At 44.9% G+C, this 14,438-nt stretch carries 15 protein-coding genes; 4 read left to right on the top strand and 11 right to left on the bottom strand.

The window, feature by feature from the left end:
- Positions 1-166 precede the first annotated feature (166 nt).
- Both rimI and L1076_RS08625 read right to left on the bottom strand, forming a co-directional pair.
- Positions 167-622: a ribosomal protein S18-alanine N-acetyltransferase gene (gene rimI / locus L1076_RS08620; protein WP_038865902.1), complete on the bottom strand. Its 456-nt coding sequence runs from the start codon at positions 620-622 to the stop codon at positions 167-169.
- 12 nt (positions 623-634) lie between these two features.
- Positions 635-1,033: a DNA polymerase III subunit psi gene (locus tag L1076_RS08625; RefSeq protein ID WP_039976184.1), complete on the bottom strand. Its 399-nt coding sequence runs from the start codon at positions 1,031-1,033 to the stop codon at positions 635-637.
- A gap of 63 nt (positions 1,034-1,096) precedes the next feature.
- On the opposite strand from L1076_RS08625, the gene L1076_RS08630 reads away from it, so the two are divergent.
- Positions 1,097-1,549 carry a hypothetical protein gene (locus tag L1076_RS08630; protein WP_042603165.1) on the top strand — a complete coding sequence of 151 codons (453 nt, stop codon included), beginning with the start codon at positions 1,097-1,099 and terminating at the stop codon, positions 1,547-1,549.
- An 86-nt stretch (positions 1,550-1,635) separates the two neighbouring features.
- Here the strand turns inward: L1076_RS08630 and L1076_RS08635 are convergent, their stop codons facing one another.
- Positions 1,636-2,139: an N-acetyltransferase gene (locus L1076_RS08635; protein WP_038865898.1), complete on the bottom strand. Its 504-nt coding sequence runs from the start codon at positions 2,137-2,139 to the stop codon at positions 1,636-1,638.
- The gene (locus L1076_RS08640) at positions 2,123-2,650 is read right to left on the bottom strand and encodes an SCP2 domain-containing protein (RefSeq protein ID WP_005431915.1); all 528 of its coding nucleotides are present in this window, start codon (positions 2,648-2,650) and stop codon (positions 2,123-2,125) included. Before L1076_RS08640 ends, L1076_RS08635 begins: the two co-directional genes overlap by 17 nt.
- A gap of 265 nt (positions 2,651-2,915) precedes the next feature.
- Between L1076_RS08640 and L1076_RS08645 the strand changes: the two genes are divergently transcribed.
- The 3 genes from L1076_RS08645 to L1076_RS08655 all read left to right on the top strand — a co-directional run bounded on the left by L1076_RS08645 (position 2,916) and on the right by L1076_RS08655 (position 7,017).
- Positions 2,916-4,955 carry an EAL domain-containing protein gene (locus tag L1076_RS08645; RefSeq protein ID WP_038865896.1) on the top strand — a complete coding sequence of 680 codons (2,040 nt, stop codon included), beginning with the start codon at positions 2,916-2,918 and terminating at the stop codon, positions 4,953-4,955.
- Between the two features lie 149 nt (positions 4,956-5,104).
- Entirely contained in the window at positions 5,105-6,118 is a 1,014-nt protein-coding gene (locus L1076_RS08650) for a peptidase U32 family protein (protein ID WP_038865894.1), read from the top strand.
- 20 nt (positions 6,119-6,138) lie between these two features.
- On the top strand, positions 6,139-7,017 hold the full coding sequence (locus L1076_RS08655; RefSeq protein ID WP_038866052.1) for a U32 family peptidase: 879 nt from the start codon (positions 6,139-6,141) through the stop codon (positions 7,015-7,017).
- Positions 7,018-7,088: 71 nt separating this feature from the next.
- Here the strand turns inward: L1076_RS08655 and vmrA are convergent, their stop codons facing one another.
- The 7 genes from vmrA to rbfA form a co-directional block, all read right to left on the bottom strand.
- Positions 7,089-8,435 (bottom strand): sodium-coupled multidrug efflux MATE transporter VmrA, encoded by a 1,347-nt coding sequence (gene vmrA, locus L1076_RS08660; RefSeq protein ID WP_038865891.1) that lies wholly within the window; start codon positions 8,433-8,435, stop codon positions 7,089-7,091.
- A 57-nt stretch (positions 8,436-8,492) separates the two neighbouring features.
- Positions 8,493-8,906, bottom strand: a complete 414-nt coding sequence (locus tag L1076_RS08665) for a MarR family transcriptional regulator (RefSeq protein WP_038865889.1) — start codon at positions 8,904-8,906, stop codon at positions 8,493-8,495.
- A gap of 97 nt (positions 8,907-9,003) precedes the next feature.
- On the bottom strand, positions 9,004-9,927 hold the full coding sequence (nlpI, locus tag L1076_RS08670) for a lipoprotein NlpI (protein ID WP_038878965.1): 924 nt from the start codon (positions 9,925-9,927) through the stop codon (positions 9,004-9,006).
- 183 nt (positions 9,928-10,110) lie between these two features.
- Entirely contained in the window at positions 10,111-12,243 is a 2,133-nt protein-coding gene (gene pnp / locus L1076_RS08675) for a polyribonucleotide nucleotidyltransferase (RefSeq protein WP_038865885.1), read from the bottom strand.
- Positions 12,244-12,562: 319 nt separating this feature from the next.
- Positions 12,563-12,832: a 30S ribosomal protein S15 gene (gene rpsO, locus L1076_RS08680; RefSeq protein WP_005380094.1), complete on the bottom strand. Its 270-nt coding sequence runs from the start codon at positions 12,830-12,832 to the stop codon at positions 12,563-12,565.
- A 150-nt stretch (positions 12,833-12,982) separates the two neighbouring features.
- Positions 12,983-13,927 (bottom strand): tRNA pseudouridine(55) synthase TruB, encoded by a 945-nt coding sequence (truB, locus tag L1076_RS08685; protein WP_237303513.1) that lies wholly within the window; start codon positions 13,925-13,927, stop codon positions 12,983-12,985.
- A complete protein-coding gene (gene rbfA / locus L1076_RS08690; protein WP_104037356.1) occupies positions 13,927-14,334 on the bottom strand; it encodes a 30S ribosome-binding factor RbfA in 408 nt (135 codons plus the stop codon). Before rbfA ends, truB begins: the two co-directional genes overlap by 1 nt.
- Positions 14,335-14,438: the final 104 nt, after the last annotated feature.

A 14,438-nucleotide genomic window follows, 5' to 3' on the forward strand; every position in this document is an offset into this window, starting at 1 on the left:
TCTCTTTCCCTAGGGCTCACATTCCCTAGCGCCAACAATGGAAAACTAGCTCCACACAAAGAGATGTAAAAAATTCAAAAAATTATTATTACATATTCAAAAGCCTCGAAGTCAGATACGCATTTATAGCATAAGTGTTGATGAGGTAATTCGTAATGACTAAAAACTAAATCAAAAATAAGTAACTCATAATGATGGCATCTTCTTTGCCATTACCCGTTTTAGCTGGGTAATAGTTATAACGACGATCCACTTCATTAAAGCCCGCTTGTTCATAAATATGAATAGCTGGATGGTTACTTTCACGCACTTCCAACCAAGCGCTCTCTGCTTTTGCTTGTTCACAGTATTCAAGGAAAGCATCCAAAAGCTTCTGACCTAAGCCTTTTCCTTGTTGGTGCGGTGCTATCGCGATGTTGAGTAAGGTCACTTCACCCACAATATTCTGCGCATAAAAGTAACCCAATACTTGATGATCTTCCGTCATCACATGATGACAAGCACCTCGACTCGATAAATCTCGAACCAGTGATTCAGCCCAAGGGTGAGAATGTGCTTGCTGCTCAATTTGCCAAACTTGATCTGAGTGTTTAGCTTCCATCGGCGTAATTTGAATCGTCACGCTTTTGCTCCGTTACGAATACGAACAGATCTGCTGCCACAAGGCGCGACGTTGTTCGTTGTTGCCATCAATATCTTTCAGTAGTGGGGAAGTCAGTTGTTTTGCATTAACGCTTGCATCTACTTCACACCCAGCAAACCATACCCACTCCAACTCGTGCTCGCCTAAAGAAGATACTCGGCTCGGTTCTAAATACAGCGCATCGTCGAGCGAGAGTTTAATGCTCTTCAATACACGCTCAAACATCAAAGCTGTCTCGTTTTCAGGACACATTGGCGATACCAATAGGAGTTTACAAGAACTTTGCAAATCCAATAATGGCGACTGATAGCCTTCCAATCTTTCTGGGTGAGTCAGCTCCCATGTGCTGATCCCCATTTCATGTAAATATTGTTTCTCGTTAATTGACATCTTTTGTCACCTATTTGAACGAGGCAATCCTACCAAAATTTCGCATTTAAAGTCAGAGGTGTTATGAAGCTTTTCCAATCATTCGCAATCACATTGCTCGTCGCGACCACCAGCTTTACTACTTTTGCTAAGGATAGCAACGATGGTTGGGAGCTGATCGCTGAAAAAACCGTAAACTTCCAAACGGAAACTGATACGGTTGAGCCAAATGGTCTTTTCAAAAATCGTAAATTCAGCAAGATTAAAATCAAGTGTACTCAAGGCACCATGAGCATCAAGAACATGAAAGTGACCATGACTGATGGCAGTGAAAAAAAACTCAAGACCATGGTCGGCACTTTAACTAAGGGCATGTCGACGCGCGCATGGACTCTACCAGGCTCTGAAGATGCTAAATTTAAGCGTCTGGATATGGAATACAAAAGCTGGGGGAACATGACTCTGAATGCCGCTGGTATGAGCAAAAAAGCCAAAATCGAGGTTTGGGGCAAAAAACGTATCCAAGAGCAAGATTAATCCACGTTTTCTCTTTGCGCATCGACAACAAAGCCCGCTTTTTAATGCGGGCTTTGTTTCTCTAAGTCGAGTAGATAGACGGCAAACTACAACTCAGAAAACTCTGGTGAGTAATCAATACGACCTGAACGACCGTCACACTGGCCTTCTACTAATTCAGCGACACGGAATGCACCTTGTGGAACTTCCCATGCACAGTCAAAACCCATCTCTTCACCAGCTTCAAAACCTTGACGAGCGTAGTATTCTGGCTCACCTAATACCACACAGACTGGGTAACCAAAATCACGTAAAGAATCGAAACCTTCTTTAATCATTTCAGCCGCAATACCTTGACGACGGTAGTCTTCATGTACCGCCAGTGGTGCAAGCCCTTGCCAAGACAAATCTTCACCGTTTAGCGTCACAGGACTAAACAATGCGTGACCAATGACTTCACCTTCATCTGTACATGCTACCAACGACAAAGTGAGCTTGCCGTTTTCACGTAGGCGCATCACTAGATTGGCTTCCGCCTCAGTGGGGAAAGCATGTTTCAATAGGCGGTCAATGGTCAGAATGTCCGCAGGGGCTTCAGTTCGAATAAGCATTCGCTACTCCGGTTTCTTGTGCTGGTGCTTGAACGCCTTTTTGAACAAAGTCAGCCAGTTGGTTCAGTGCAACCTGCATTGCTTTTGGTAACTGCTCTAAGTCGACACTGTCCATCAGGTTTTTCACTTCCAAGCCAAGCTCGGTGTCACCTTCAATAGAAAGGCGACGTTGGAAGAACAGCGTGTCAGGGTCTTCTTTACGACCAGCAATAAGTACTAGGTCGTTAAGGTTACCACTAAAACTCACATCTTCCTGAACCGGTTTCTCTGCTACCACTAACTTTTCATCTTGGTAGCTGATATACCATGCTAAGTTCAAGTCTTTAATCGCAACTTTTAGCCACTTGTCTTCAAGGAACTCAAAATCGCCATCTTCTAGGGCTTCTTTGAACACCATTTTTAGGCCTTCTAACAAGGCTTTTTTCTGAACAGTTTGTGGCAATAACTGGACTGGAGATCGCAAAATTGATGCTGCGTTCTTTACTAGTTGACTGCGAATCTTGTTTAACACGCTAATTATCCGTTACTTTGTCATAAGGTCGTTTATATTACGCAATAGAGTAATACCAGTACCTGTTATGTATCAATAAAACTGTTTGTTTTAGAAGTAGGCAGTTTACCAACCTTAGCGTCGTTTTTTTGACCTTACGTGTATTATTGACGCTAAGTCGTGGATAAACGCTTTAATAACGGTATGTTCAAAGTTATAGTTATCAAAATAGCGTTTTTATTACACGGACGAATAATCAGGCTCATTGGAGATCGGTAACACCTTAATGCCTTCCCAGCAATTACAACATTGGTTTGCAACGCTAACCTCAAATAGCCCTTTCTTTTTTGCCATTCTTGATAAGAAACACAATTATCGAATGGTAAGTGATCGCTATTGTGACATTGCAGGCTTAGGTCATGATGAAATCATCGGCCTTAACGACAGTCAGGTATTGGGAGAGCAGTTCTACAAAAAGCTCGCGCCCTACTATCAGCGTGCCTTCAAAGGCGAGCATGTCGAAGCAGAAATCACACTCGACGAAACCGATCTCGAAACCAGTTTGCACTTCAGTCTTTCTCCGATTCACGAAGAAAACGAAATCCGTTTTGTGGTTTTTCATGCCGTCGATACATCAGAAAAACAAATTCTGGTTCGCTCTTTAGAAGAATCTGAAAGCAAGTTTGCCAAGCTCACCCAGCTCTTACCTGACGGTTTATTGCTTGTTGAAGATGACATTATCATCTCTGCAAACCCTGCTTCAGCTCGCTTACTGGGGTTAAACTCTCCCCACGAATTACTGGGTGAAGAGCTTACTCGCTTGTTCATTGATGAAAACAGCAAAAAGGTTTTCACCCATCGCATCAGCACGCTGTTATCAGAAAAGCCCTTTGTTTGTTTAACCAGCGCACGTTGTGGATTTGAACGTAAAGTCCAATTGCATGCGGATACTACGGCAATTCTTGGTAGCGAGTCCCAAATCATATTAATCCAAGACGCTGATGATGCGCCAAAACTACTCTCTTCTGCCACCAATGAAGACGCGCACATTGATTCGCTGACCAAGTTGTACAATCGCTTTGGCTTTACTAAACGATTAGAGCAACTGATTAAGAGCCAGACACCGTTACTGGTTTTCTACCTCGACATCGATAACTTTAAGAATATCAATGACTCACTTGGCCATCACATCGGTGATAAAGTGATTCAAGAGGTTTCCGCTCGTCTAAAGCGTTCTTTGCCAAACCAAGCAATTATTGGCCATTTAGGCGGCGACGAGTTTGGCATCATCCTGCCTGAGCCTGAAAACACTCGCATGGCGGAGATTTTATCTGAGCGCATTATTTCTCTGATTAACCAACCTTTCGATCTGCACCATTTCAGTAAGCGCCTTGCGTGTTCTATTGGTAGTGTGCGTTACCCAGAAGACGGGCAAGACGCGCGCATTCTGCTACAAAACGCTGATACCGCGATGTACGAAGCAAAGGACCGTGGTCGTAACCGCTTGATTAAATTTAACGATCAGATGAACAAAGAAGCGCGGATGCGTTTGTGGTTAGAGATCGAGCTACAAAAAGCGTTGCAGCAAAACGGCTTGGAAGTCTGGTACCAACCGAAAGTTAACGCCCGCGACTTCAGCATTAACGGAGCCGAAGCGTTAGTACGTTGGAAGCATCCGGTTGAAGGTTACATTAGCCCGGGCGCATTTATCCCTGTCGCTGAGCGTGCAGGCTTGATTGAACACCTTGGTCGCGTGGTCATGCGTGATGTGTTTAACACAGTAAAACGCTGGAAACTGCAAGGTATTCTACCGGGACGCGTGGCGATCAACCTCTCTCCAGAACAGTTTGGGAACCCACAGTTGATCGACTACATGGAGAAGCTACTGCGTACTACCGAACTTGACCCAAGCTGCATTACCTTCGAGCTAACAGAAAGTGCGGTAATGAGCGACAGCGAACACACGCTGCAAATGCTTAATGCGATCAAGAAGCTGGGTTTCGCATTGTCTATTGATGACTTCGGTACGGGTTACTCTTCCCTTTCCTACTTAGCTCGCTTCCCTATCGATGAACTAAAAATCGACCGCGCGTTTATCAACGACATCGATACGCTCCCGAAACAAGTAACAGTGATTGAGAACATCATCAACCTTGGTAAATCATTAGATTTGACGGTTGTTGCCGAAGGTGTGGAAACCCACCAGCAAGCGACACTGCTCTCGAACCTGCAATGTAACTCGATTCAGGGCTTCCATTTTTACCGTCCTCAACCTAAACACGAAGTTGAAGAGTTGTTTGCGCAAAACCGCCGTCATAAGAACTGATCTCAACTGCAACAAAATCTGAGTGTTACCCCTTACTCTCAAGGGGTAAATCTCAACTTTATTGAGCTAAACCTAACTTAGGTCAATTTCGCTATTCATAATTCTTCATAAAATGCGGGCACCTTTTTATTCTCTAAAATTGTGAGCATATGGAACTCTTGTGTCCTGCGGGTAACTTGCCTGCGCTAAAAACCGCGATTGATTGCGGTGCAGACGCCGTCTATATCGGCTTTAAAGACGACACCAACGCTCGTCACTTTGCTGGTCTTAACTTCAACGGCAAGAAGCTAGAAAAAGCGGTGCAATACGTTCATGACCGCAACAAAAAGATCCACGTTGCGCTCAACACCTTTGCCCATCCAAATGGCTTTGATCGCTGGACAAATGCCGTCGATAACGCAGCGGCTCTTGGTGTTGATGCTTTGATTGTCGCTGACATTGCGGTTCTGGAATACGCTGCTCGCAAATACCCTGAACTAGAATTGCACTTATCTGTGCAAGCCTCAGCGACCAACGTTGCGGCTGTTGATTTCTACAAACAAAACTTCAACGTGAAGCGCGTTGTACTGCCTCGCGTATTGTCTATCCATCAGGTAAAACAGCTTTCTCGCAACATCACCAGCGATGTCGAGCTGGAAGTCTTTGCTTTTGGTAGTTTGTGCATCATGTCAGAAGGTCGTTGTTACTTGTCGTCTTACATGACCGGCGAGTCACCAAACACCGTGGGTGCGTGTTCTCCAGCGAAATACGTTCGCTGGCAAGAAACAGAAAACGGTCTGGAATCTCGTCTTAACGACATCCTGATCGATCGCTACAGCGCCGGTGAAAACGCGGGCTACCCAACCTTGTGTAAAGGTCGTTTCGACGCTGAAATTGAAGGCGAGAAGAAACGCTACCACGCACTGGAAGAGCCAACCAGTTTAAACACCCTTTCTATGATACCTGAGCTGTTTGCGGCAAATGTGGCTTCAGTAAAAATTGAAGGCCGCCAACGTAGCCCTGCGTACGTAGAACAAGTAACGCGCACATGGCGTGCAGCGATTGATCGTTACCAAGCAAACCCAGAGGCTTACCAAGTAGAAGCGGCTTGGGATGCAGCGTTGGCAAACGTATCGGAAGGTACGCAAACCACACTTGGTGCTTACCACCGTAAATGGCAGTAGAGGTTAAGATGGATAACTCAATGAAATACGCACTTGGTCCGCTGTTGTACTTCTGGCCAAAGCAAGATATTGAAGCGTTTTATGAGCAAGCAAAATCAAGTTCTGCGGACATCATCTATCTAGGTGAAACCGTGTGTTCAAAACGTCGAGAGATGAAACCTGCACACTGGTTTGATATTGCGAAAGAACTGTCTACATCTGGTAAACAAGTGGTGCTTTCAACGATGGCACTATTAGAAGCGCCAAGTGAAGTCAACATCATGAAAAAGTACATCGACAACGGTGACTTCGCGATTGAAGCTAACGACGTATCTGCAGTTCAATTAGCTTCTGAACACAAAGTGCCTTTCGTAGTAGGCCCAGCGGTTAACACTTACAACGCCCACACGCTTAACTTGTTCCTAAAACAAGGCATGACCCGCTGGTGTATGCCAGTAGAGCTATCGCGTGAGTGGCTCAGCAACACGCTGGTTCAATGTGACGAACTAGGTATTCGCAATAAGTTTGAAGTGGAAGTTTTCAGCCATGGTTACCTGCCACTGGCCTACTCGGCACGCTGCTTTACCGCTCGTGCAGAAAACAAAGCCAAAGACGACTGCGAAACTTGCTGTATTAAGTACCCAACAGGTATCCAAGTCAGCAGCCAAGAAGGTCAAGAAGTCTTCAACCTAAATGGCATTCAGACTCAATCGGGTTACTGCTACAACTTGGTCAATGATCTCCCGAGCATGGAAGGTTTGGTTGATGTGGTTCGTCTAAGCCCACTCGGTATCAGTACCTTCTCTGAACTAGACCAATTCCGTTCAAACGAGAAAGGCACTAACCCAGGCAAGATCCAAGACCGCCAATGTAACGGTTACTGGCATCAGCTTGCTGGCTTAGAAGTGAAGAACATCTAAGCCCTTCTCAGGGTTTTCAAGCCAATAAAAAAGCGAGGTGTTAACCTCGCTTTTTCGTTTGCGTTTTTCGATTAAGAAACTTGAACACTCGGCTCTACAGTACTCTCATTCATTAACTTCTTAATATCACGCCACAACATACTCATCACCACTAAGCTCAAAGCAATGTTAGACAGTGGGAATGCAATCCAAATACCAGTTACACCAAATAGCTTGGGCATAATAAACAAGAACGGTAATTGGATAACCATGTTGCCAATGGTCACAAACATGGCTTTGCTGCCTTTGTTCACCGATTGGTAGTACGCCGCAGCAACCACTAAGAAACCATCCAAGAACAATGCAAACATATGGAGGCGAATGCCGACTACTGTCGCATCAATCAGGTTTTGATCGGCATTGTTGAACACCGAGACAAACTCATACGGGAAGATGTTCATCAAAATAACAAACGCGACACCACCGAGCACTGACGTGCCCATTGCGACCTTCAACAGCTTACGAATATTGTCTTGGTTGCGTGCGCCATGGTTATAGCTCACTAAAGGCTGCATACCATTAGCGATGCCTTCCGCGATCAAGTAGTAGACCGTAACGATATAACCCAAGATGGCGTAAGCACCAATTAACAGAGCGCTACCATACTGAGCAAACAGCGCGTTGTGCAGCGCGACCATCATTGAGCCGTATGCGTACATGAAGAAGCTTGATGTGCCGATCATGACAATCTTAGGGATAACATCAAACTGCATCTTCAAGTCACTGAAAGACAAACGCATGTTGGCTCTGGAAGTAAAGAAGTATCCCACACCAAGAATGGTGACCACCATCTGTGCTAACGCAGTCGCAATAGCTGCGCCCTCAAGCTCCCAACCAAGCCAAGCAATAAACAGGTAATCAAGCACGATATTGATCACGGCACCAATCACCATCAAGATGGTGGCTAAGTTCGGGCTATCATCGTTACGCAGCAAAAACGGCACTGCGATTGAACCTAACGAGAACACACACGCCACGCTTAAGATGTGCAGGTACTGCAAACCAAGTTCGTATACTCGCCCTTCAGCCCCTTGCCAACCAATAAAGTCATCAGCGAAGAAGAACAAAGTTGTTGCTACGACAGGCATCAAAGCAACTAAAAGCAAAAGACCAGTTGAAAGAATACGTTTAGCACCTTCACTGTCTTTTTCACCTTGTTTGATCGAGGCGAGTGCACCCGTACCTACGCCCACCATCATACCAATACCAAGTATCGAGCCAATGATCGGCCAGGCTACATTGATCCCAGCTAATCCATCAGCCCCTACATAACGACCGATAAAAATGCCATCTACAACTTGATATAAGCCGTTGACCAACATGGCTGCAACGGTCGGAATTGTGTATTTCCAAAACTGTTTATATATAGAGTTTTGCATGACTACCACCAATAGTTAGCAAGGCTAACTAAATAGATAAAAGAATAAAATGTATGTTTAGTTTCCGAGCGCTTTATCCAGTAGCGCTTTCAGTTGCTGTGCTTCTTGTTTATCAAGTTTACGCACGAGTTGTTCAGAAATATCCTTGTAAACCACTTGCTCTAACGACATTTCTTGAATGACTTCTTCCGTTAAAAGAACACGCTTTGAACGTGCATCTTCATTACAAGCAATGCGTTGTACTAATCCTTTTTTCTCCAAACGAACCACCATGTTAGAAGCGGAAGGTTTTGTCACCTGAAGATCCTCAGCAAGGTCCGTAATTCGAACTCCCTCTGGGTAAAGCTGGATCACTCGTAGATAATCAAACTCGTTAAAGCTCAAATGAGAAAGCGGATCTTCCTTGGCATAAACACGCCACGCTTTTGCACAAAAACGTTCCAAATCAATCAAGCTTTTTTCTAATGCCATTGAGTACAATCCATTTAGTTAGCAAGGCTAACTATTTTAGTGAAGAGGTTCAAAATCTTCAAGCACAAAAAAGCCGCTCTAAGTGAGCGGCCTTCTGTTATTTTGCTTCTTCTTTTTGTTGCTCGGCTTTGAGTTTAGCCAGCTGTTCTTGTTGTAGCCTATCGTATATTTGAGCCAACTCTAGGAAAGAGTAACGATGCTCAACATACTCATACACATTGAAAGAAATCGCCAATTTATACAAGGCAATGGCATCAGCCACATCCCCTTCCAGTTGATAGCGCTTACCTAAATAAAAGTAGGTTTCTGTCAGACGCTCCGCAAGGCGGTAATTTTCACGCGTGCCATCCATAATAGCTTTAAGTGCGGCATCATCTGACACATCACGAAGCATAATGGCAACAAGCACCCATCCCCACTCTTCGCTGCGATCACGTTGGTAGCGTTTTTCTAAGTTCGCTTTCGCTTGCTCAGGGTTTTGCTCTGCTTCTATGATGTATAACCATAATGCACGGAATGGGTCACTAGGCATCTCTTCGTAGTGCTTAGTCATGTCCTCTAAAGCAAGATCAATTCGACCGCCGTAGTACAACGCAATGGCTCGATTACGTTCTGCGTAAGAGTTTTCTGGTGCTAATTCTAACGTTGAGTCAAAGGCTTCATAAGCCGCATCAAACTCACCTACCTGGGTAAAGTACACCCCAAGTAAGTTAAATATATCAGGTTGAGCAGGGTTTAATTGTAGAGACTGGTTGAAGTCCAAACGAGCAAGATCACGAAGACCAACACTGTCGTAGTAGTTACCACGTTCGTAATGCATTTTTGCGCGCACTTCATCACTTAGGTCAGGGCGTTGTAAAAGCTGAGACAGACGCGCGATCTGAACCTCTTGTTGAACACTCGGCTGCAGAGGAACGGCCATCGGTGGATAAATCCATTTCTCCGATGATTGTTGAGATGTATTAGCACAACCGGTCAGCGCGATAGCAACACATAAACTTGCGGTTTGAAACCATTTCACTAATTAGTACTCCTGTTTGGACCGCTCTGGGTCTGTTTCTCTTTTATGCACTATAGGATAGTTAACCTCATTTGAGGGTAAATACTTCGAAACAAACCAAAAAAAAGGGAGCGAAAATGCTCCCCTTTTATAGCATGCTTTCAGGCTCTTAAGCTAATAAAAGACCAAAAGTCGAAACTAAGATTACTCACCTTTCGCTTCAGATGCGTCAGACGCCTCTTCTGCTGGCTTCTCTACTGCTTCTTTCATGCTTAGACGTACACGGCCTTGACGGTCGATTTCAAGAACTTTAACTTGAACTTCTTGACCTTCAGCTAGGTAGTCAGACACTTTCTCAACACGCTTCTCAGCGATTTGTGAGATATGTACTAGACCATCTTTACCTGGAAGGATAGTAACGAATGCACCAAAGTCTGCTAGACGAGCTACTTTACCAGTGTAGATACGGCCTACTTCAACTTCAGCAGTGATCTCTTCGATACGGCGGATAGCTTCTTTCGCTGCAGCACCTTCAGTTGCTGCAATCTTGATAGTACCGTCGTCTTCGATTTCGATAGTTGTACCAGTTTCTTCCGTTAGAGCACGGATAACTGCACCACCTTTACCGATAACGTCTTTGATCTTCTCTGAGCTGATCTTCATTGTATGAATGCGAGGAGCAAATTCAGAGATGTCTTCACGAGCACCAGAGATTGCTTCATCCATTACAGATAGGATGTGCTTACGTGCACCTTGAGCTTGGTTAAGCGCAATTTGCATGATCTCTTTGGTGATACCTTCGATCTTGATGTCCATTTGAAGTGCAGTGATACCAGATTGAGTACCTGCTACTTTAAAGTCCATGTCGCCTAGGTGGTCTTCGTCACCAAGGATGTCAGAAAGAACAACGAAATCGTCACCTTCTTTAACAAGACCCATTGCGATACCCGCAACAGAAGACTTGATTGGCACACCTGCATCCATAAGAGCAAGAGAAGTACCACATACAGAAGCCATTGATGAAGAACCGTTAGATTCTGTGATTTCTGATACAACACGTACTGTGTATGGGAACTCATCTACAGATGGCATTACTGCAGCGATACCACGCTTAGCCAGTTTACCGTGGCCGATTTCACGACGCTTTGGAGAACCTACAAAACCAGTTTCACCTACACAGTATGGAGGGAAGTTGTAGTGTAGTAGGAAGTGATCTTTACGCTCACCAGTTAGCTCATCAATGATTTGAGCATCACGTTGTGTACCTAGAGTCGCTGTAACGATCGCCTGAGTTTCACCACGAGTGAATAGCGCGCTACCGTGAGTACGTGGAAGAACGCCAGTACGTACGTCTAACGCACGAACCATGTCTTTCTCACGACCATCGATACGTGGGTTACCAGCGATGATGCTACGACGTACAACTGTCTTCTCTAGATCGTGGAAGATAGTGTGGATTTCTTTTGTGTTCGCTTCTGGATCTTCAGCAAGTAGCACTTCGTTTACTTCTGCCGCGATTTCGTGAATGCGGTCGTAACGAGCCATCTTTTCTGTGATTTGGTAAGCTTCAACAAGTTTCGCTTCTGCTAGCTCAGCAATCTTGTTGTTAAGCGCAGTGTTCTCTTCAGGAGCAACCCAATCCCAAGCAGGAGTAGCAACTTCAGCTTTGAATTCGTTAATCGCGTTGATAACAACTTGTTGTTGGTCGTGACCGTAAACAACCGCAGCTAGCATTTCTTCTTCAGTTAGGTTGTCTGCTTCTGATTCAACCATTAGTACCGCAGATTCTGTACCTGCAACCACTAGGTCTAGCTTAGATGCATCTAGCTCTGTGTTGCTTGGGTTTAGAACAAGTTGGCCATCAACGTGACCAACACGCGCAGCTCCGATAGGACCGTTGAACGGGATACCAGAGATAGCAAGCGCAGCAGAAGTACCGATCATTGTTACGATATCTGGCTGAACGTCTGGGTTTACAGACATTACTGTCGCGATAACCTGAACTTCGTTTTTGAATGCATCAGGGAATAGTGGACGAATTGGGCGGTCAATTAGACGAGCTGTTAGCGTTTCGCCTTCAGAAGGACGGCCTTCACGCTTGAAGAAACCACCAGGGATTTTACCTGCCGCGTAAGTACGCTCTTGGTAGTTTACTGTTAGTGGGAAGAAATCTTGGCCTGCAACCGCTTCTTTCTTACCTACAACTGAAACGAATACTGCTGTATCGTCCATTGTAACCATTACTGCAGCCGTAGCTTGACGTGCGATAACGCCAGTTTCTAGAGTAACTGTGTGGTTACCGTACTGGAACGTTTTAACAACTGGTTTTTCGAACATTGTTATTCCTTGTTTCCGAGCGTTCTTTACGAATAAAGGCGCCTCAGAGTGTGTTAATTGACACTCAAGGTATTACGAATCGCGACTAGTAAAAATGGACTGAGTCAGACTGAAGTACACTTTTAATAGTCGCGACCTTTTGGTCGACTTGGTTGACTGTAATACGATGAGCTTAGTGAAAATCTCAAAACGAGATTTAGCCGCGTGTAGTATAACGGCATAAGTTTGATTTGGCTAAGTTATAGCAGCCAAAATAAGTAACGGGCAACAAAAAAGGGGCATAAAGCCCCTTTTAGACAAACTGCTATGCAGTCGCTTATTAGCGACGTAGGCCTAGACGCTTGATTAGGTCTTGGTAGCGAGCTAGATTTTTACCTTTTAGGTAATCTAGAAGCTTACGACGACGAGAAACCATACGTAGAAGACCACGACGGCTGTGGTGATCGCCTTTGTGTGCTTTGAAGTGACCTTGTAGGTGGTTGATAGAAGCTGTAAGTAGAGCTACTTGAACTTCTGGTGAACCAGTGTCGCCTTCGCCTTGTGCGTATTCTGCAACGATTGCTGCTTTAGTTTCTGCATTCAGAGACATAATTCTCTCCTAATAAGAGTAAGTTTAAAGTTGTAGCAGCCAATCTCTGATTCAGCCGCTACGCGAAGCGCGAATTATAGGGAAGTTTCCTTATCCGCGCAATACAAAAATACCGGCGATTTCGCCGGTATTTTCAATTCATTGGTGAGCTTATGCTTCGTCACGGAAAACCACTAAACGCTTTGGTGCCACTTTTCCGTCATCGTTTAGTTCAGCGACTCCGATGAAAAGTTTCTCTTCACCTGAAGTCATGCGAAGTGGCGTACCAGCAGGTGCGCCGAACACCTGTACAGGCATACCATGCTGAACAAGATTGGTAAGCTCTGCATTGAGGTTTACTTCTGGTAAATCTTCAACCGCAGTATCCATTGGTAGCAATAACGGATCAAGCAGCTCTTTTGGCGCAACTTCATCGCGATGAGCTTGCTCCAGAAGTTCGTTTAACTGCTCTAACGTCACCATTTTCTCATATGGGTACTTAGCAACCCCCGTACGACGCAGCATCGTCACGTGCGCACCACAACCAAGCATTTCACCAAGATCATCAACGATAGTACGGATGTACGTGCCTTTAGAACAATGTACTTCCATCTCAACTTCATCGCCTTCAAAACGGTGAAGCACAATTTCGTATACCATGATCTTACGAGACTCACGTGGTACTTCGATACCTTTACGCGCGTACTCATACAATGGTTTACCTTGGTACTTCAATGCAGAGAACATTGAAGGTACTTGGTCTGATTCGCCACGGAATGTATCGATGCACGATTCAAGCTTCGCTAGATCTACGTCGATTGGACGAGTCTCTACCACTTCGCCATCAGAGTCAGACGTATCAGTACGCTCACCCAACTTTGCGATTACGCGGTAGCGCTTGTCTGAATCCAACAAGAACTGAGAGAACTTAGTTGCTTCGCCTAAGCAGATTGGCAACATGCCCGTCGCTAGTGGGTCCAATGCACCCGTATGACCTGCTTTTTCAGCAAAGAAAATACGTTTTACTTTTTGCAGTGCATCATTTGAAGAAATACCTGTTGGTTTGTCCAACAAGATAACGCCATTAATTGGACGACCTTTACGACGACGAGCCATTACTCTTCCCCTACCTGATCTTCTTCGCGACCTGAATCTTGCTGTTTACGTTTATCTTCGCTCACAACTTCAGACACTAGGTTCGACATACGCATACCTTCTACTAGTGTGTTGTCGTAGTAGAAACGGATTTCAGGCGTTAGACGTAGGCGAATACGCTTACCAAGCATCATACGGATGTGCACTTCGTGCTCACGTAGTGCTGCTAGGCATGATTCTGGCGTTTGCTCACCCACACATAGGAAAGTAACGAATACTTTTGCGTAAGCAAGATCGCGTGATACTTCTACATCAGAAATCGTAACCATGCCTAGGCGAGAGTCACGAACTTCACGTTGAAGGATCATCGCAAGTTCTTTTTGCAGCTGCTGTGATACGCGCTGCGTGCGGCTAAATTCTTTTGACATATTCATTCTCTTAAATAGAAAGAATGGGGGGATGGTCAAGCCAGCCCCCCATGGTGTATTCAACAACCAATTACTATTTGTCTTTCAGACGTTTAGTAATTTTA

The organism is Vibrio sp. MMG023, assembly GCF_021654215.1.
Classification (GTDB): domain Bacteria; phylum Pseudomonadota; class Gammaproteobacteria; order Enterobacterales; family Vibrionaceae; genus Vibrio; species Vibrio jasicida.

Bases quoted from the DNA above. Each gene is read 5' to 3' on its own strand.
- L1076_RS08650 (WP_038865894.1), top strand. From the start codon at position 5,105: ATGGAACTCTTGTGTCCTGCGGGTAACTTGCCTGCGCTAAAAACCGCG.
- L1076_RS08655 (WP_038866052.1), top strand. From the start codon at position 6,139: ATGAAATACGCACTTGGTCCGCTGTTGTACTTCTGGCCAAAGCAAGAT.
- L1076_RS08665 (WP_038865889.1), bottom strand. From the start codon at position 8,906: ATGGCATTAGAAAAAAGCTTGATTGATTTGGAACGTTTTTGTGCAAAA.
- rpsO (WP_005380094.1), bottom strand. From the start codon at position 12,832: ATGTCTCTGAATGCAGAAACTAAAGCAGCAATCGTTGCAGAATACGCA.
- L1076_RS08635 (WP_038865898.1), bottom strand. From the start codon at position 2,139: ATGCTTATTCGAACTGAAGCCCCTGCGGACATTCTGACCATTGACCGC.
- L1076_RS08625 (WP_039976184.1), bottom strand. From the start codon at position 1,033: ATGTCAATTAACGAGAAACAATATTTACATGAAATGGGGATCAGCACA.
- vmrA (WP_038865891.1), bottom strand. From the start codon at position 8,435: ATGCAAAACTCTATATATAAACAGTTTTGGAAATACACAATTCCGACC.
- rbfA (WP_104037356.1), bottom strand. From the start codon at position 14,334: ATGTCAAAAGAATTTAGCCGCACGCAGCGCGTATCACAGCAGCTGCAA.
- truB (WP_237303513.1), bottom strand. From the start codon at position 13,927: ATGGCTCGTCGTCGTAAAGGTCGTCCAATTAATGGCGTTATCTTGTTG.
- L1076_RS08645 (WP_038865896.1), top strand. From the start codon at position 2,916: ATGCCTTCCCAGCAATTACAACATTGGTTTGCAACGCTAACCTCAAAT.
- L1076_RS08630 (WP_042603165.1), top strand. From the start codon at position 1,097: ATGAAGCTTTTCCAATCATTCGCAATCACATTGCTCGTCGCGACCACC.
- pnp (WP_038865885.1), bottom strand. From the start codon at position 12,243: ATGTTCGAAAAACCAGTTGTTAAAACGTTCCAGTACGGTAACCACACA.